Origin of the sequence: Roseivirga spongicola (genome assembly GCF_001592965.1) — a bacterium.
In the GTDB taxonomy this organism is placed as follows: domain Bacteria; phylum Bacteroidota; class Bacteroidia; order Cytophagales; family Cyclobacteriaceae; genus Roseivirga; species Roseivirga spongicola.
The window spans coordinates 1,266,961-1,284,120 of the sequence record NZ_LRPC01000028.1; the positions used below are offsets into that span (position 1 = coordinate 1,266,961).

General features: G+C 40.9%; 15 protein-coding genes. 6 read left to right on the forward strand and 9 right to left on the reverse strand.

What is annotated here, in order from left to right; translation table 11 throughout:
• Positions 1–42 precede the first annotated feature (42 nt).
• Complete coding sequence (locus AWW68_RS17500) at positions 43–750, reverse strand: hypothetical protein (protein WP_157717707.1); 708 nt, start codon at positions 748–750, stop codon at positions 43–45.
• Positions 751–854: 104 nt separating this feature from the next.
• Between AWW68_RS17500 and AWW68_RS17505 the strand changes: the two genes are divergently transcribed.
• Positions 855–1,907 (forward strand): aromatic ring-hydroxylating oxygenase subunit alpha, encoded by a 1,053-nt coding sequence (locus AWW68_RS17505; RefSeq protein WP_068224029.1) that lies wholly within the window; start codon positions 855–857, stop codon positions 1,905–1,907.
• A gap of 112 nt (positions 1,908–2,019) precedes the next feature.
• Here AWW68_RS17505 and AWW68_RS17510 read toward each other — a convergent pair whose 3' ends face one another.
• Genes AWW68_RS17510 through ispG form a run of 3 tightly spaced genes read right to left on the reverse strand, consistent with a single transcriptional unit; the run spans position 2,020 to position 4,600 of the window.
• Positions 2,020–2,385: an MmcQ/YjbR family DNA-binding protein gene (locus tag AWW68_RS17510; RefSeq protein ID WP_068224273.1), complete on the reverse strand. Its 366-nt coding sequence runs from the start codon at positions 2,383–2,385 to the stop codon at positions 2,020–2,022.
• Entirely contained in the window at positions 2,385–2,609 is a 225-nt protein-coding gene (locus AWW68_RS17515) for a DUF6728 family protein (protein ID WP_245660264.1), read from the reverse strand. The genes AWW68_RS17510 and AWW68_RS17515 overlap by 1 nt, the downstream gene beginning before the upstream one ends.
• 11 nt (positions 2,610–2,620) lie before the next feature.
• Entirely contained in the window at positions 2,621–4,600 is a 1,980-nt protein-coding gene (ispG, locus tag AWW68_RS17520) for a (E)-4-hydroxy-3-methylbut-2-enyl-diphosphate synthase (RefSeq protein WP_068224032.1), read from the reverse strand.
• 124 nt (positions 4,601–4,724) lie between these two features.
• Between ispG and AWW68_RS17525 the strand changes: the two genes are divergently transcribed.
• Entirely contained in the window at positions 4,725–5,471 is a 747-nt protein-coding gene (locus tag AWW68_RS17525; RefSeq protein WP_068224035.1) for a hypothetical protein, read from the forward strand.
• Here the strand turns inward: AWW68_RS17525 and AWW68_RS17530 are convergent.
• Complete coding sequence (locus tag AWW68_RS17530; protein ID WP_068224037.1) at positions 5,468–6,172, reverse strand: SDR family oxidoreductase; 705 nt, start codon at positions 6,170–6,172, stop codon at positions 5,468–5,470. The genes AWW68_RS17525 and AWW68_RS17530 overlap by 4 nt on opposite strands.
• A gap of 151 nt (positions 6,173–6,323) precedes the next feature.
• Positions 6,324–6,992 (reverse strand): hypothetical protein, encoded by a 669-nt coding sequence (locus tag AWW68_RS17535; RefSeq protein WP_068224041.1) that lies wholly within the window; start codon positions 6,990–6,992, stop codon positions 6,324–6,326.
• A gap of 94 nt (positions 6,993–7,086) precedes the next feature.
• On the opposite strand from AWW68_RS17535, the gene AWW68_RS17540 reads away from it, so the two are divergent.
• Together AWW68_RS17540 and AWW68_RS17545 are read left to right on the forward strand one after the other, a co-directional pair.
• Positions 7,087–9,429, forward strand: a complete 2,343-nt coding sequence (locus AWW68_RS17540; RefSeq protein WP_068224045.1) for a penicillin-binding protein 1A — start codon at positions 7,087–7,089, stop codon at positions 9,427–9,429.
• Positions 9,430–9,625: 196 nt separating this feature from the next.
• The gene (locus AWW68_RS17545) at positions 9,626–11,980 is read left to right on the forward strand and encodes a PBP1A family penicillin-binding protein (protein ID WP_084375737.1); all 2,355 of its coding nucleotides are present in this window, start codon (positions 9,626–9,628) and stop codon (positions 11,978–11,980) included.
• Between the two features lie 4 nt (positions 11,981–11,984).
• Here AWW68_RS17545 and AWW68_RS17550 read toward each other — a convergent pair whose 3' ends face one another.
• The gene (locus AWW68_RS17550; RefSeq protein ID WP_245660265.1) at positions 11,985–13,346 is read right to left on the reverse strand and encodes a saccharopine dehydrogenase family protein; all 1,362 of its coding nucleotides are present in this window, start codon (positions 13,344–13,346) and stop codon (positions 11,985–11,987) included.
• Positions 13,347–13,567: 221 nt separating this feature from the next.
• Between AWW68_RS17550 and cdd the strand changes: the two genes are divergently transcribed.
• Together cdd and AWW68_RS17560 are read left to right on the forward strand one after the other, a co-directional pair.
• The gene (gene cdd, locus AWW68_RS17555) at positions 13,568–14,062 is read left to right on the forward strand and encodes a cytidine deaminase (RefSeq protein ID WP_068224057.1); all 495 of its coding nucleotides are present in this window, start codon (positions 13,568–13,570) and stop codon (positions 14,060–14,062) included.
• A 307-nt stretch (positions 14,063–14,369) separates the two neighbouring features.
• Positions 14,370–15,041: an alpha/beta hydrolase gene (locus tag AWW68_RS17560; RefSeq protein ID WP_068224060.1), complete on the forward strand. Its 672-nt coding sequence runs from the start codon at positions 14,370–14,372 to the stop codon at positions 15,039–15,041.
• Here the strand turns inward: AWW68_RS17560 and AWW68_RS17565 are convergent.
• Both AWW68_RS17565 and AWW68_RS17570 read right to left on the reverse strand, forming a co-directional pair.
• Positions 15,011–16,012 (reverse strand): beta galactosidase jelly roll domain-containing protein, encoded by a 1,002-nt coding sequence (locus AWW68_RS17565; protein WP_068224062.1) that lies wholly within the window; start codon positions 16,010–16,012, stop codon positions 15,011–15,013. The two genes, AWW68_RS17560 and AWW68_RS17565, sit on opposite strands and share 31 nt — an antisense overlap.
• A gap of 427 nt (positions 16,013–16,439) precedes the next feature.
• Positions 16,440–17,129: a response regulator transcription factor gene (locus tag AWW68_RS17570; protein ID WP_068224065.1), complete on the reverse strand. Its 690-nt coding sequence runs from the start codon at positions 17,127–17,129 to the stop codon at positions 16,440–16,442.
• Positions 17,130–17,160 lie beyond the last annotated feature (31 nt).

Consider the following 17,160-nt stretch of genomic DNA (forward strand, 5'->3'; position numbering starts at 1 on the left):
CAAAACACGAACCTTCTCATCCCTTCTTAGGGCACAGCTACCTCATAGCACCACTTCTAACATGGCAATTACTTCTTGCTCTTTTTTCCAGCGGACTTTATTCTGCCTTTGATAGTCTTTATATCGCTTTTGTTGCTCTTTATTCAGTATAGTCTTTAACCAGCTTTTGGTGAAATTCACCTCTTCATACTGTTCTTCATTTTCACCTCTCCAGAAATACCGTTCTTCAGGAATATAGAAATCCAAATAGGCCACTCTATTCACTTCTGGTAAGGTTATGTCCTCCGATTTCTCAAATTTCTTATCGTAGTACTTAACCAATTCAAAGCCAGGCTTATCAACTAAAATCTGACAAATTCTAGGGTTTTTGGGGTAAACCTTAAATTCATGCCAAGGAATTCTACGAAAAAGATTCTCGTTTCCTTCATCACTAGATATCAATAGAGACGCGATGTTAGACTCATCAGTCTCAAAAACATCTTTTGTAGCGCTATCCATAAAAAACACGCCATCACCTTGAGTGTGATAGTTTATAAGATAATAGCCAGAGGTATCTCTATTTATACTTACGGCTCTTCCTTTAAGCCAAGCCCTAAAACCTAAAGGAGAGCCCTTCACAGACTCTAGCTCGAGTATATTACTAATATCCATAGGGTTATCTTTGTCTGTAGACTCTAGTTTGGTGAACTCAATTTGGGCACTTGCACTTATCGATAAGCCCAACAACAATACTGTAAATAGTTTTTCCATAGCGAATACAGATTTAGTTTTAACAACCATAATAACTAAAAGCAGTAACAGCTTTGTTTCATAAAGTTCAAACTGCCAAGAGTTTATATTAAGTTTGTACGCTAATGAGTGCAGTAAAGTCGAAAAACCTACGAAATATCTGGTATGTAGCCTGTCATGGAAGTGTCCTGAAAAAAGGAGAAACCATGGAAAAGGAAATCGATGGTGAGAAAATTTGCTTGGGGAGAGATGAAAACGGAAAGCCGTTTGCCCTACGCAATCAGTGTCCTCATAGAGGTATTCCACTTACCTATGGAAACTTTGATGGTTGTGAAATTGAGTGCTGTTACCATGGCTGGAGATTTAGACCCGATGGTGTGTGTTCTAAAATTCCTGCACTACCACCACAGTCTAAATTAGACGTTTCCAAAATCAGAGCACCGTATTACCCAGTTCGTGAACTGCATGGCATTGTATTTATTTATATGCCACGCGATATGCGGAAGCCTGAAGATATTGACGAAAGCCTTTTCCCATATTTTCCGCTGAGTGAGAATCAATCTTTCGATTTAGTCACTGCCAAAAAAATGGATTGCGGTCTCGACCATTCGGTGATCGGTTTGATTGACCCAGCCCATGTTCCATTCGTGCATCAGTCTTGGTTCTTCAGAAAGAAAAGCAACCTTAAGTTGAAGGAAAAGAAATTCGCTCCTTCTCATCTTGGATTCACAATGGTGAGACATGCGCCTTCTAAAAATTCTGCAGCGTATAAAATCCTGAAGAAAGAGCAGACTACAGAAATCAGTTTCCAAATACCAGGAATCAGAACTGAGCACCTAAGGGTGGGTGAAAACGACATCGTAATTATGACCACCCTCACTCCTGTCAATGATCAGGAGACTGAGCTAACTCAGTTTGTTTACACAGATATCAGTTGGTTCAAACCACTGAAACCAATCTTTTACAGGTTCGCAAATACCTTCATTCAGCAAGATGTAGACGTGTTCAAAAAGCTGAAAGAAGGCCTCAATAATAATCCTCCTCTAATGCTTATGGGTGACCCCGATATGCAAGCCAAATGGTACAATGCCATTCGTTCTAGATATGAAAAATGCCAAGAGGAGAAAATTCCATTCGAGAACCCTATAAAAGAGCAGACGCTTTATTGGCAAACTTGATTAGTTCAAGGTTCAAAGTTTAATAGTTCAAAGTCGGATTTACCCTGCTTTATGGTGTGGGCGTATTTCTGATTCTCCAGTTACCTGATTCCTCGATATATTGTTCAACTGATTACTTATCCTCTGATATACTATCCAATTCAGCCTTGAGTTTCTTAGGTAAACCAGCGACAATCAAGTCATAAGAATGGTCCGTAAGTTCCAAGATCATTTTATCAGGAACTGATCCATCGGTGAAGACAGAGTTCCAGTGCTGTTTATTCATATGCCAACCAGGCTTAACACCAGCCCATTGTTCTCGTAATTCTACAGCTCTTTCAGGATCACACTTGAGGTTGACATATTCGAATTCATCTATGCCTGTAACCGCAAACATTTTGTTCATAACCTTAAACACCAAGGTATCAGGTCCAAATGGTGTACTTTCAGTTACTCCAGGTTTGCTAAGGCAATACTCACGAAATTCGTCTAAGTAAATCACATGCGAGAAATGAAACGAACGATCATTACGGTAAGCGCAATTAGAAACATAATGATGGAAATCTTATTGATTCCATGCATCACCTTTAGGTTGAAGTTTGACGGACGACTTGGATCTTTTTTCCTAAAGAAATAGCCAAGCACAGGGCCGAAATCAAAAGCCTCTTTTGCTGACAGCTTAACTCTCTCCCCTTTCTGTTCCGTTCTTTTTTCTTCTGACATATCTTTTCAATTTATGCTTCAACAGCTTTGGGCTCCATCCACTTGCCATCAGCTCTGATAATCTCAATCAATTCGTCTACCGCTTGCTCTGAAGGCACTCCGCGCTTCATTACGTCTTGCCCCTTATAAAGAGTAATTTTCCCTTTTCCAGAACCTACATAACCATAGTCTGCATCGGCCATTTCTCCGGGGCCATTTACTATACATCCCATGATTCCGATTTTCACCCCTTTCAGGTGATCAGTTCTTTTGCGTATCATCGCAGTGGTTTCTTGTAAATCGAATAAGGTTCTACCGCAGCTAGGACAAGAGATATACTCAGTTTTGGTCATTCTGGTTCTAGCTGCCTGAAGTATCCCAAAGGCTGTCGAATTCTTCAACTTAATGTCTGCTAGTAAAGTTTCGCTATCTGAAGAAAGACTAGCACTAAGCATAACACCGTCACCAAAACCATCTACCAATAATCCACCAATATCGGTTGAAGCGTGAATCAAAAACTCCTCTTCATCTTTTACCTCAAAATTTCTGATGACGATAACCGGAACTGAAAGCTTCCGCTTTACCAACTCAAAGAAAAACCTTCTCAAAGCAGGCATCGCGTGTTCATTGTTAGTTTCTAGAAGCACTACTAGATTGTCGGCTTCTAAAATCATCATAGTTTCTTCATAGATTTGTGAAGCATCTAGCCTAATGAAGTTCAACACATCATCACAGTCTTCTGCTTCTGCCAATTGCTCGAGTGAGTAAACTGGGTATCTATTTTTTCGATCGGAAAGCCCTTTCCAAGCAGGATAATCGACTAATTCCATTAAGCCATTCGGCAGCATAAACGGAATGGACTTGCTACCAGAGTAGACAAAATCTGCCCCCTGATCATTCATTGTCCATTTATCTGGCTCAGGCAAGTAGAAATGGCCTACCGCCTTCAAATCCTTAATTCCGATTTCTTCTAAGCCACTGAGGTCGGCAATTACTCTAGGCACATTGACATCTCCAATATTGAGCACCTCTCTCGACTGTCTCTTATGATAAAGAAACGGGTCGATTGGGTTTTCTTCTATGGCTGGAATGATCTCATGACCTGAACGAGTTTTATATCTATCGACTAACTTCTTTGCAACTGGTGCTTCAAATTCTGGCTCTTCTGTTAGCGAAACCCTTACCGTATCGCCCAAACCATCTTCTAGTAGCGTACCGATTCCAACAGCCGATTTAATTCTTCCATCTTCAGCTTCTCCTGCCTCGGTTACGCCTAAGTGCAGCGGATAAGGCTTCAAGCCTTCTTCGTCTAGTTTTTGAGCTAACAAGCGATACGCTTCAACCATTACCTGCGCATTGCTCGACTTCATTGAAAGGACGATCTGGTCGTAATCTAAGTCTTCACAAATTCTTAAGAACTCCAATGCAGATTCTACCATTCCTAAAGCTGTATCTCCATAGCGACTCATGATTCTATCAGAAAGAGAACCATGGTTCGTACCAATTCTCATAGCCGTTCCATGCTGCTTACACAGTTCTACTAGTGGGGTAAATCGTTCTCTTATGCGCTGAAGTTCTTCAGCATAGGTCTCGTCAGTATATTCAATATTCTGGAACTTCTTTTTGTCGGCATAATTTCCAGGATTGATTCGAACCTTCTCAACAATTTGAGCCGCTAATTCAGCAGCATTGGGTGTGAAGTGAATGTCTGCCACCAATGGCACATTACAGCCACGCTTACGAAGCTCTTCCTTTATGTTTCTGAGGTTCTCGGCCTCTTTAAGGCTTGGCGCTGTAATTCGAACTAATTCGCAACCGGCCTCAACCATCCTAAGGGTTTGCTCAACCGATCCCATGGTATCCATAGTATCTATGGTGGTCATAGACTGGATTACTATGGGGTTGTCACCGCCTATAATCACATCTCCAACCTTTACCGGGATGGTATTTCTACGATTGTATTCGACTAAACTGTTACAGTATTTTTTCGCTTGCGAAATGGTAGCTTCCATGAATCTTATGCTTGCTGCAAAGGTAACTTCTATAAGTTTAAAATGTTGTTAGAACTTGTTTAATCTGAGCTATATAGTGGATTCAAATTTGACATAAATAGCAATAAGATTTATATTCATTATCATGTACACACACAAAACAAAAGGATACTCAGTAGTGATGACCCTAATCGCTATTTTATCAATCCTTTCTCTTCAGCTTAAGTCTCAAGAAAGATTCAATGTCTTTGCTCGAGCTGGTGTAAATCAGTTATATGTAGATTCACATGTGAACATTAATAATCATGAAGCATATATCACTGCTAACGAGGTGGATTTAGACAACCCAATATTCTACGGAATAGAAGTATCATACAACCTAGCTCCAAATTGGAGGATAAATGGTAGGGTTGATGTAAGTACAGAGTATAGTTTGACATTCTTCAACTTCACAAACAAGTATGTATTAAGTCACAATAGAAATATTGAAGAGCTCATAAAATATAAATTTGCGCCTGTCTTCTTTGATTTTTCTTTTGGCCGTAAATTCTCTCTATTCAAGCAGTTAGAAGTTCAACCAAATGTTGGTTTTGGCATGCGAATGATCAACAAGAAGGGATATGAGGTCACATACTCAAATGGGACACCCAATCTCAATCAATTGGAACTCGCTAATGTTGCTTATAATTCCAGCTTCGACCAGTATGATCCATTTTGGCAGATAGGTATAAGCTTAGCTTATTCTAGATTCTATTTGAATGCATCTCTAAAACTCTCATTGAAAAGCACTACTGCGGATGACTTTGAGTTTGAAGGAGTGCTTCAACCAAATCAAATGACTCAGAACTTTGCAGGTTTTAGTTTAGGCTATAAAATCTGGACTCAATATTAAATATCCCCCAACTGAGGCCTTAATACGATCTCCTCTACCACCGTCTGTTTAGAAAGCGAATGCGCTGAATAGATGGCTTCTGCTATGTCTTCGGGCTTCATAAAGCGTTCTTGTGGCAACTCTACTCCTTCCCAACTAGCGGTAAAAGTAGCTCCAGGAAGCACTGAGGTAACTCTAATACCAAAGTCTTTCAACTCTTGTCTTAGGCATTTGGTGAAACCGAGTAAGGCAAATTTGGAAATGGCGTAGCTACCTCCATTGGCATAAGCGGTAAAGCCAGCGATGGAACCTGTTGTAAAAATGTGCCCTTCTTTTCTGGCTTTCATATCTTCTACCAAAGCCCTACTCAAGTGATAAGCACTATAAAGATTGGTTTCAATCATTTTCTCAAGGTTACCTTCTTCCTCTTCATGAATAGAGCCAGGAATAAATACACCTGTGTTATTAAGAAGCACATCAACAGGCCTGCCAAGGCTTTTTACATATTCTGCAAAAGCCGTCACTTCAGACCTCACAGACATATCGGTTGGGCGAACATACACCTCTCCTTCACCAGTTGAACATAGAGATTCTTTCAGTTTGAGTAAGTCTTCTGCATTTCTTGCACAGGTTACAATATCGAAACCTTCACTAAAAAATTTCTCAACTGTAGCTCTGCCGATACCCTTTGTTCCGCTAGTGATTACCGCTAATTTCCTCATGGCCTAAAGGTAGTTTTGAATTGATTGATGTCAAAGGAAATTGGTTTTTGGATCGTCATTCCCGTGGAAACGGGAATCTCAAATGGCTTTTGAGAGTTTTTGGAGATTCCAACTCCCGATGGTTTGGGACGCGGGAATGACAAAACACTGACTATCTCAAATAAAACAAATCCTCCTCATTCACCTCCTGTGGGATAATGAGTTCACCAAGGTTGAGGAAGCGTTGCATTCCGAGCATCACTTCAAAATTCGGCTGATGCAAATGCTTTGGGATTTTATAAATCTTAGGATCTTTTTTATCGAAAGGAGGCTCAACCTTCGCCCCAAACAAATGAGGAAGCAGAATCTTTGAACAGCTAAAGGTTATTCGGTCGAAACCATGCTCTTGAAAATGTCTTTGGAGTCTTTCATTCACATTATCGAACATCTCGGCTCCACTGGCAAGCCTAATTCTAGAACCAGCCCTCGACTTGCCTTTAGTCTTTAAGTGCTTAATCTGGCTCTTCCCTTGCTTCTTACGCACCATATACGAGCTAAAGACTTTATGGGAAAGACACTTTTCATGCTGAAAAACACCCACCGAAGCGCTTCCACTCTGAACCAAAAGCATAAGATAAGTTACTTCTTTTTCTAGGTCTACCAGCCCTTCTTCATTGGAGAAAATGGTAATTGGTAACCTGAGCGAAAACTCCATGCCTTGCTCTTCCCAAGTGTATTTATGCTTTTCAAAATCATAACTCAAAGGCATTTCTGCCTCTCGCAGACTTGTTACCACTTTAGTCACTTCTGGCCGTTTGAGAAAAATTGATTTCGGTTCCATGTAACTGCCAAATTACTAGCTCGTATGTAGAGTGGGAAACTATTCCACTATTTTTGCAAGAAATATTCGGCAGTCACGTTTTTCACCTAAGTCCATGTCAGCCAGAAAAAAGAAAACTAATAAAAAGCGTTGGATCAAATGGATAGCCCTTACCGGCTTAGCGGGTATTCTATTCATATTCGGCTTTTATCTAAGTGTGCTATTTGAAGTTTGGGAACCTCTGCCCAGCAAAGATCAACTCGCAGACATTAAGCAAAGTGAAGCTTCTGAAGTTTACGCTCAAGGTGGGGAACTCATTGGTAAATACTTTATTTTCGATAGGCAACCAGTTACCTATGAAGAGCTTCCTCAGCACTTTATCGATGCGCTAATTGCTACTGAAGACGCTCGTTTTTATGAGCACAATGGTGTAGACCAAAGAAGCTTACTCAGGGTGGTTTTCAAGTCTATTCTTATGCGAGATGAGTCAGCTGGAGGAGGAAGTACGCTCTCTCAACAACTCATCAAAAACCTTTATCCGAGAAAAGATCACGGCATATTTTCTATGCCAGTAAGCAAAGTAAAAGAGGCAATTTGCGCTATACGCTTAGAGAAAATCTACAGCAAAGAAGAAATCATAACGCTCTATTTAAATACTGTGCCATTTGGAGACAATACTTTTGGAGTGGAGAGTGCGGCAGAGAAATTCTTCGGCAAAAAAACATCTGAATTAACACTTCCTGAAAGTGCTGTAATTGTGGGTATGCTCAAGGCATCTCACAGCTATAATCCTAGGCTTTTCCCTGAACGTTCACTTGCTAGAAGAAATACTGTACTGGCCCAAATGGAGCGCTATGGTTACCTAATGAATGAAGAAAGAAGAATAGCAGTACAAAAACCTTTAAAGCTAGACTATTACTCTTTCAACCACGACAAAGGTCTTGCCCCATATTTTAGAGCGAATCTTCAGAAGAAAGTGGAGCAATGGTTGAAGGATTACAATAAAGAAAACGGAACTGACTTTAACCTACATACCAGCGGTTTAAAGATTTATACCACTCTGAACTACGACTTGCAGCAGATTGCCGAAGAAGCATTCACAGAACACCTCAAAGCACTTCAGAAAGACTTTGAGGAAAGTTATGGAAGTAGAGCACCATGGTTAACTGATAAAAGAGTGATTAATGATGCATTGCAAAAGTCTCCTTATTACCAGAAATTAAAATCTCAAAAGCTTACGGAAAAGCAAATTCAAGACTCGCTTAATTTCAAACACAAAATTGAATTGTGGGATTGGGACGGGACTAAGATTGTTGAGGCTTCTCATATGGATAGCGTAAAACACTACCTCAAATTTTTACAGGCCGGAGTACTTTCAGTTGACCCATACTCTGGTGCGGTTAGAACGTGGGTTGGTGGCTCTAACTTTGAGCATTTTCAGTATGACCACGTTGCCATGGCCAAACGTCAGGTAGGTTCCACCTTTAAACCTATAGTATATACAGCCGCTCTTGAAGCTGGCAAGCAGCCTTGCGATTACTATTCTGGTCAACAGGTAACCTATGCTAATTATGATGACTGGACGGCCACCAACTCTGGAGGGGAATCATATGAATTAGATTACGCCATGAAGACCGCACTGGCCAAGTCTATCAATACTGTAGCCGTGAAGGTAATGGAAGATGCAGGCATTTCTAATATTGTAGACCTAGCTCACAATATGGGTATTGAATCTGACATCCCGTACGTTCCTTCTATTGCGCTGGGTACTGCACAAATGAGTATGATGGAATTAGCCAAGGCATACACTTCTTTCCTTAATAATGGCAAACCAGCTTCTCCCTACTTCATTACCAAAATAGAAGACAGTGATGGTAATACATTGCACAGCTTTTTGCCAGATGTAGCCGAATCGCCAGTGTTTAGCGAACAGACACGCCAGATTATGCTAGAAATGATGAAAGGCACAGTAAATGAAGGCACTGCTCAGAGACTTCGCTGGAAATACGGACTCACCAATGATATTGCTGGCAAAACGGGCACCACCCAAGACAATAAAGACGGTTGGTTTGTAGCCTTAACCCCAAGGTTGCTAACAGTCACATGGGTAGGCTCAGATGATCATCGCATTGGTTTCAGGAGTACCGCTATGGGGCAAGGAGCTAATTCTGCCTTGCCTATCTACGCCCTATTTCAGCAAAAGATGAACAGCTCTGATGAATTAAGAAGTATTGCCAATGCTCGGTTCTCACCACCTTCTACCAGAATTATCAATATGATGGGCTGTACTCCTGAGAAGGAAGCAGGTTTTATCAAGCGCCTTTTTACCAATACAGACAAACCAAAAACCACGCGCCTTCAGGTAGATACACTTGCAAGTGAACCTGAGAAAAAGGAAGGTCTCTTCAAGAAAATTGGCAACATATTCAAGCGGAAAAAGAAGAACAACAACGAGTAAAATAGTCCGCTAAATCACTCAAAAGCGCCATTCGAATAAGCTGAGTTGAGCCAAGCTTCTTATTCTACTTTTGATTATGATATTCTACTTTTGAAAATTACTCAAAAGTAAAATACGGCTCTAAACGCATATTTAGGCCATGGCATACAATATGTCATATGGTGGGTACCGAATAAATTAAACAACCAGACTCACCATGTACATACAGTATTTAAAACGTGCCTCAGCATATATCAAAGCCATATGGAATACCTCTTTCTACATATTCCTTGTCATGGCTTTCACTTCTCTTTCTTCATTTGTTTTCTTTCTATCTGTGCTTGTTGGCGGATGGGGAGAACTCCCTTCTACTGAAGAGTTGACAGAAATTCAGCACGATGAAGCCAGTGTAGTATATGCGGCAGATCAAGAGATTCTTGGCCAGTATCACTTTCAAAATCGAAGAGAGGTCAATTTTAGAAAACTCCCTCCACACCTTATTGATGCTCTGGTTGCTACTGAAGATGTGAGGTTTTATGACCATGAGGGAGTAGATGTTTTTAGCTTGAGTAGGGTATTCTTTAAAAGCATACTGCTGGGAGACAAGTCTGCAGGAGGCGGTAGTACAATCAGTCAACAATTGGTTAAAAATCTCTACCCAAGAGAAAACCACGGGCCTTTCACCATGGCAGTGAATAAAACCAAAGAGATGATATTGGCTATGCGAATGGAAGACATCTACTCGAAAAAAGAAATTCTAACACTTTACCTCAACACGGTTCCATTTGGCGACAATACTTATGGCATTGAAAGTGCAAGCCAGCGATTCTTCAGCAAATCGGTAGAAGATATAACTCTTGAGGAGTCGGCCACTTTGGTGGGAATGCTCAAAGCTACACACTATTACAACCCCAGAATTAATCCTGAAAATGCTATTAGCAGAAGAAATACGGTGTTCTACCAAATGATGAAGTATGGCTTTATTGGCAGAGAGTGGTACGATTCACTAAGCCAGAGCCCTATTGAGCTCAACCTAAGCTCTTTTGACACCAATGCAGGAATTGCCACCTATTTTAGAGCAGAGGTAAAAAAACAGGTAAAAGAATGGCTAGAGGCTTACAACTACGCAAATGGCACTAACTACAATATCTACACCAGTGGACTAAAAATTCATACTACACTAGATTACAACATGCAATTGATGGCAGAAAACGCCATAGCCGAGCATATGACCGAACTTCAAGAAACCTATGATAAGTATTTTGATAACCGCCTACTCTCTCTCAACAACAAACACTTCAAGGAACTAGTAAAGAATTCGAAAGAATTTAGAACCTTAAAGCAAGAAGGGTTGAGCGATAAGGAAGTATTTGCCGAACTAGCTAAGACACAGCCTTTAGAGCTATGGGACTGGCAAGGAAGTAAAGAAATTGAGGCATCTCTAATAGATAAAATAGCACACTACCAAAGACTTTTGAATACGGGCATGATTTCCATTGACCCAAAAAATGGAGCTGTAAAAGCTTGGGTAGGTGGCATAAACTACGCCCACTACAAATTTGACCATGTATCTCAAAGCAAACGCCAAGTAGGTTCTACCTTTAAGCCTTTTGTGTATGCATCGGCTTTAGAACAAGGCGCCTCTGCATGTAATTACTATAACCCGCAAAGCGTAAAATATGCCTCTTATGAAAATTGGGCAGCACTAAACTCTGACGAAGAGCAAAACAGGTTCTACACCATGAAGGGTGCTTTGGCCAATTCTGTGAACACCGTTGCAGTGAAAGTAATGCAAGAAGCAGGAATTAATAACGTAGTGAATTTAGCCAACCAAGCCGGATTAGAAAATGTACCAAGAGTACCTTCAATTGCCCTAGGTACTGCCGAAATTAACATGTTAAGCTTAGCCCAAGCCTATACCATTTTCTTAAACGATGGTAAAGTAGCCCACCCTACGCTTATTCAAAGAATTGAAGACAAAGAGGGTAATGTTTTGGTAGAGTTTAGCCCGAAGGTGAGTAACAAGCCTGTAATTTCTAAAACTACTCAAGAGACCATGATTGAAATGATGAAGGGTGTGGTTAACGAAGGAACTGGGTCTCGTATTAGATGGAAATATAACCTTACAAACGACATTGCCGGTAAAACAGGAACCACCCAGAACAATAAAGACGGATGGTTTGTAGGCCTCACTCCTAACCTAGTAACCATTACTTGGGTTGGTCCAGACAACTACCGCTTAGGATTTAAGTCTACCAGACTTGGGCAAGGAGCTAATACTGCACTACCAATTTTCGCATTGTTCCAGAAAAAGATGAATAGCGACTCACAGTTCAACTATTACACAAAAGCAAAGTTCTCTACACCTTCTCCATTTACCTTAGAAGAACTTGGTTGCCCAGCAGAGTCTAGTTGGAAGTACCTAGAACCTGCTGAGCCTAAAAAGACAGAGCCATTCAAGCAAACCTTGCGCATGAGCCTTAACAATCCTGGTTCTCAGATTTCAATTGAAAAGCCGAGAATGATTCAGGTAAATGCTAAGTCTTCTGCTGGGCAACCAAGCAACAAGTAAGATTTTAATCTTCAAGCACCACTTCTTCTTCAATAAACTGGAAGCCTAACTGGTCTAGCTCTTCCAAAATAGGCTTGTAGAATTCTGGTGTAATTGGCACATGAACACCTCTGGCTTCTATCTTTCCCTCAGAGAATAATCTAATGGCAATACCTAGCGGCAAACCCACCGTTTTAGACATAGCCGTTTCTTTAGCATTTTCGCCAGTAGCCACCATAGCCGACCTAATTCTTTTGGTCACGCCATCTTCCACATAATCGAAGAGGTGCCACATCACAATCTGATCCTTCTTTTCAGGGCTAATAGTCCATTTTTTCTTTAGAATATGCTCTAGCACCTGCGCTGGCGTACCCTTCATTAAGCCCACTGGCTCGTCATCAAACAAGCCTAACCATTGCAACTTGTGCATTTCTGGGCCTTCTAATTCAAGTCCCAAATAATGAGCAAGTTTTAGCTCAACAGAATCTTTAGGGTTATATGAGAGGAAGGAATTAATAAACTCTCTATGAGTCATTCCTTCAACACTTTCCATCTGGTAAGTATCATCTGTAGCGCCCAACTGAACAAAAATATCCCATGCCTTGCTGTAGCCTGGCCTTCTCAGTGTGCCTCTGTAGAGCGTTTTAATTCCGCGAAGGTTGTAAACATCTAAGTACATTAAAGAATCGCGGTTGGCATAACCTTCAAAATAACCGTGACCTGGAATATGGATCATTTCCGTTCTTTTGAAAAGCTTATGATAAGGTATGTATTTGTACTTCCCCTCTTGAATAAACTTCACAGTACCTTGACCGGCCAACACCACATTTCTCGGGTTCCATGTAAAGCCATATTGCCAAGGGTTATCATCATCAGGATCAGGTGCTAACAAACCGCCTGTAAATGATTCAAAAGCACGAATTTCAAGTCCCTTATCTTCACGGATATGATCGATCACCTTCATGGCAGACATGTGATCGATTCCCGGGTCAAGCCCACACTCATTTAAGAAAAGAAGCCCTTTCTCCTTAGCCCTATCGTTCAGGGCCTTCATGTCTGGCGATACATAAGAAGCTGTGAAAAGGTGCTTTTCTAACTTTAGACAATCTGCTGCCACAATTGGGTGAAATTTGGCAGGGAGCATAGATACTATAATCTGATGCTCGCTGATTAACTGTTGTCTTTCCTGATCGTTGGTGATATCAATGGCTACAGCCTGCCCACGTTTAGCATCCTTTACAATTTGCTCTGCATATTGCAAGGCATAATCGGCAACGGTGATTTGCCAATCTCTTTCCTCTGCGTGATCAAACAAGTAATTAATTAGTGAATTGGAGGAGCGGCCTGCTCCCAATATTAATATTTTCTCCATAGGTAGTAAACTCATATTAGGTGTTGAACGAATTAGGCGAAAATGCCCACTAAGATCAAGTTTTCTCCATTAAATCGGAGCTATTGAAAGTTCAGCCTCTAATGCGACTAAGGCTACATTCAGTTATAAAAAGCTCATTCCGAAGACATAACGATTCGTGCTCAATCAATCGGAGCGCTCGAAAAAACCATTACTAAAAAAGATTCGTATATTCATCGCCCTCTCAAAAACTATGTATGCCTAAAAGAGAGATTACAAAAAACTCAAAAATAACCGTCTATTCAGTAGACTCTGTAGAACCAGAAGTTGCAGAACTCATTGAACAAGCCAAGCTAGCGGCCAGTCAAGCTTATGCGCCTTACTCTAATTTTCAGGTGGGTGCAGCAGTTAAGTTGAAAAGTGGCAAAATAGTACTGGGTAACAACCAAGAAAATGCTGCCTACCCATCTGGCTTGTGCGCAGAAAGAGTGGCCTGCTTTTCTGCCAAAGCACAATTCCCTGAAGAATCTATAGACATGATTGCCATAGTTGCCAAACAGGCTTCAGCCGAAGGCTATACCTTAGCCACTCCTTGTGGAAGCTGCCGACAAAGCATGAGTGAGTATGAAAACATACAAGAGCAACCCATTAAACTTTATTTGCTCAATGCCGAGGGTGAAGTTTACGAATCTGATTCAATCGACAACTTGTTACCATTCAAATTCTCTGAAAAGAACCTTAAGAGTGAGTGAGCTCCAAGACATTAAAAAAAACCATTAATCGTCATTACAGAATTTTTCTTCCTTCATTATCAAAAGGAAGAAAAATATCAGGAATCTCATTGGATGAAAGTCTTGAGATATAGGACTAAAATAATTCGGATTAAATTCTATGAATTATTTTTCCGATATGACGTTTTAGAAGCTGAAGAGTGAATGATTGCATTATCCTGTCCCGAGAACACGGGATTAGGGTTTACTAGCTAAAGATTCTGAAACAAGCTCAGGATGACGAAATTAAAGAGCTCTTTGGTCTAAAAACCCAACCCTTTAGAAGAAAATGGAAAAACGAATATCATTTAAGTTTAACGCTCGATACGAAATTTTAGGAACTCCATCTGAAGATGTAGAAGAGCTGTGGTTTGTATGCCATGGGCATGGACAATTGGCCAAGTACTTCATTAGAAAATTTGATGCCATTGCTAGCCCTAAGCGACTAATTGTAGCACCTGAAGGGCTTTTCAGGTATTATCTTCAAGGCTTTGCCGGAAGAGTTGGTGCTACCTGGATGACCAAGGAAGACCGGGTAAGCGACATTGGTAATTACATCACCTACCTTTCGGCAGTTTATAATGAGGTGACTTCTCAGTTAAAAAAAGATCTTAAAATCACCTTCTTTGGTTTTTCCCAAGGCGCAGCAACCATTTCCAGACTAGCCACAATGTCTGATCTAAGTTTTGATCGACTCGTTCTTTGGGCTGGTATTTTTCCACCAGACTTACCTCCTCTGCAAAGTACAGATAGACTTAAGGACAAGCAGTGTTTCTTGGTGTATGGCTTACAAGATGAGTTTCTGACCGAGGCAAGAATAAAAGAACAAGAGAGCATAGCTGAGCAGATACAAATCACCCCCGAGAGTATCACCTTCGAGGGTAAACATGAGCTATCTAGTGAAGTGCTGGAGAGCTTGGCAGAAATACCTTATCGCCACCAACTATACTTTCGAGCGTAGCGAGTGGCTTCAGAAGTAGGCATAATTACAACTGGACCTTCATAAATTCCACCATTATCTCCTATGTCTTCTACCCTCACGGCAATCACATTTTTGCCAGGCTTCAGTAGGCCATTGGGAATATTGTACACTCTTAACTCAGAAAAACTTCTGGAAGACCCCAGCCATTTGCCATCGTTGGTTTCTCCAATTTTGACTCCGTTGATATAGATTTCATCGAAGTCATCAATTTTACCGCCTATAAGTGTCATGTCGGTAGTCGAGGTTCCTGGCTGTAATGTGAAAGTCTTTCTATACCATGCGAAATCATTAAGGTCAAAAATGCCGATCGTTTTCCAGTTAGAGGGCACCATAACTTTTTGCCAATTGCCATCGTCATAGGCTACTTTAGCAAAATCTGGGTCGTCATCTATCTTAATTTTCCAAACGCCTTGCAAAAACACCTGCTCTTTGGCTGAATAATCATCTAAATATAGAATACCTACTGAACCACTGTAAATTCCTCCTTCTCCCCCTTGATCATAAACGCGGACTGCTATTTGGTTATCACCATTGTAATTCAGCACCTCTGGTGGAATCATGTAAACTCTTTCAGCATTCCACGCAGTGTAATAAAACGGCTCAAAACCACCAGAAAAGCCAATTTTTACGCCATTGATAAAGACTTCATCAACATCGTCTATATAACCCAAAGAAATCAGGTGATATCTATCTTTGTTGAGCCCCTTACCGCTGAACTTAGTTCTGTACCAAGCAAATCCATCGTAACCATTAAAGCCTTCGCGCTCCCAGCGTTCTGGTACGTATATTTCTTCCCAATCTGAATCGTCATAATTAGTTTTTGACCACTCAGGTCTATCTCCGATAGAGAATTTCCAGTGTCCTCTCAGGTTCATTAACCTTCTGGTGTCCTGACCAAGGACTACAGCCTGAATGGCTAGGAGTATAATGGCTATTAAATATTTTTTCATTGTCGCGTTTCTAGTAACACCGACTGCCTTAATGGCAGCCGGAGTATTGTAGTTTTAGTTTTAGTAACGTTTGAGCTATTTGACCTTTGAGCTTATGTTACAATTTTACGGCCTATTTCGAGGCGCGGTGTCATTGCTGCGTAAACGAATGTCATAACTTGTCACAGGTTAGATTCTAGGTACGAGACACTAGATATCAGACGTCAGATTTCAGAATTTTCTTCGGTCTTCCTACCCTTAATCCCTAAAGGGACAGTACTTTTCAGTTCATTAGCTAGGTCATATTAAACATTACTTCCAGCTTCAAGCTCCCCGCTACTGGCTTCAAGCTGATTACCCTTGATCCCTAAAGAGACAGCACTTCTCCAGTTCATTAGCTAGGTCATATTAAACATTACTTCCAGCTTCAAGCTCCCCGCTACTAGCTTCAAGCCTTAAGCAACTTATAGCCCACTCCGTGCACTGTCAATATATGCCTCGGCTCATTGGGGTTTTCCTCAATTCTTTGCCTCAATCTGAGTATGAAATTATCTACCGTTCGGGTTGTAGGCTGACTTTCATAACCCCAAACCTTGTTCAGTAAGTCATAACGACTCACCACCTCATTGGTATGCTCTGCGAGATAGTGCAAAATCTCATATTCTTTATGTGACATACGTACTTCACCTTCAGCTGTTCTTGCTGTAAACTGGCTAAAATCTACCGTGAGCCCACCAATGGTTACTTCACCTTTTAAACCAGTATCGGCATCAGTTTGCGTTCTTCGTAATATTGCTTTTACCCTGGCAATTAATTCTCTTAAGCTGAAAGGCTTAGTGAGGTAATCATCGGCACCAAGTTCCAAGCCTAACACTTTATCTATTTCTTCACTCTTTGCAGTAAGGAAAATAATTGGCGTGGTAATGCCAGCCTTACGCATAGCCTTACAAACATCGAACCCTGACATTTTGGGCATCATAACATCTAGAATAATTAGGTCGAAGGTTGAAGCCGTAGCTTTCTTTAAACCTTCGGCTCCATCAATAGCCAACTCAACCTGATAAGATTCAAACTCTAGGTTATCCTTGAGTCCGAGCCTCATGGAGGGTTCATCTTCAACAATTAAAATTTTTGCCATAGGTTATATTAATGTTCAATGTTCAATGTTC

Excerpts from the sequence above, each read along its gene's own strand:
- AWW68_RS17525 (WP_068224035.1), top strand. The coding sequence starts at position 4,725 with ATGTACACACACAAAACAAAAGGATACTCAGTAGTGATGACCCTAATC.
- AWW68_RS17535 (WP_068224041.1), bottom strand. The coding sequence starts at position 6,992 with ATGGAACCGAAATCAATTTTTCTCAAACGGCCAGAAGTGACTAAAGTG.
- AWW68_RS17530 (WP_068224037.1), bottom strand. The coding sequence starts at position 6,172 with ATGAGGAAATTAGCGGTAATCACTAGCGGAACAAAGGGTATCGGCAGA.
- AWW68_RS17565 (WP_068224062.1), bottom strand. The coding sequence starts at position 16,012 with ATGAAAAAATATTTAATAGCCATTATACTCCTAGCCATTCAGGCTGTA.
- AWW68_RS17560 (WP_068224060.1), top strand. The coding sequence starts at position 14,370 with ATGGAAAAACGAATATCATTTAAGTTTAACGCTCGATACGAAATTTTA.
- AWW68_RS17550 (WP_245660265.1), bottom strand. The coding sequence starts at position 13,346 with ATGAGTTTACTACCTATGGAGAAAATATTAATATTGGGAGCAGGCCGC.
- AWW68_RS17545 (WP_084375737.1), top strand. The coding sequence starts at position 9,626 with ATGTACATACAGTATTTAAAACGTGCCTCAGCATATATCAAAGCCATA.
- AWW68_RS17505 (WP_068224029.1), top strand. The coding sequence starts at position 855 with ATGAGTGCAGTAAAGTCGAAAAACCTACGAAATATCTGGTATGTAGCC.
- AWW68_RS17570 (WP_068224065.1), bottom strand. The coding sequence starts at position 17,129 with ATGGCAAAAATTTTAATTGTTGAAGATGAACCCTCCATGAGGCTCGGA.
- ispG (WP_068224032.1), bottom strand. The coding sequence starts at position 4,600 with ATGGAAGCTACCATTTCGCAAGCGAAAAAATACTGTAACAGTTTAGTC.
- AWW68_RS17540 (WP_068224045.1), top strand. The coding sequence starts at position 7,087 with ATGTCAGCCAGAAAAAAGAAAACTAATAAAAAGCGTTGGATCAAATGG.
- AWW68_RS17515 (WP_245660264.1), bottom strand. The coding sequence starts at position 2,609 with ATGTCAGAAGAAAAAAGAACGGAACAGAAAGGGGAGAGAGTTAAGCTG.
- cdd (WP_068224057.1), top strand. The coding sequence starts at position 13,568 with ATGCCTAAAAGAGAGATTACAAAAAACTCAAAAATAACCGTCTATTCA.
- AWW68_RS17500 (WP_157717707.1), bottom strand. The coding sequence starts at position 750 with ATGGAAAAACTATTTACAGTATTGTTGTTGGGCTTATCGATAAGTGCA.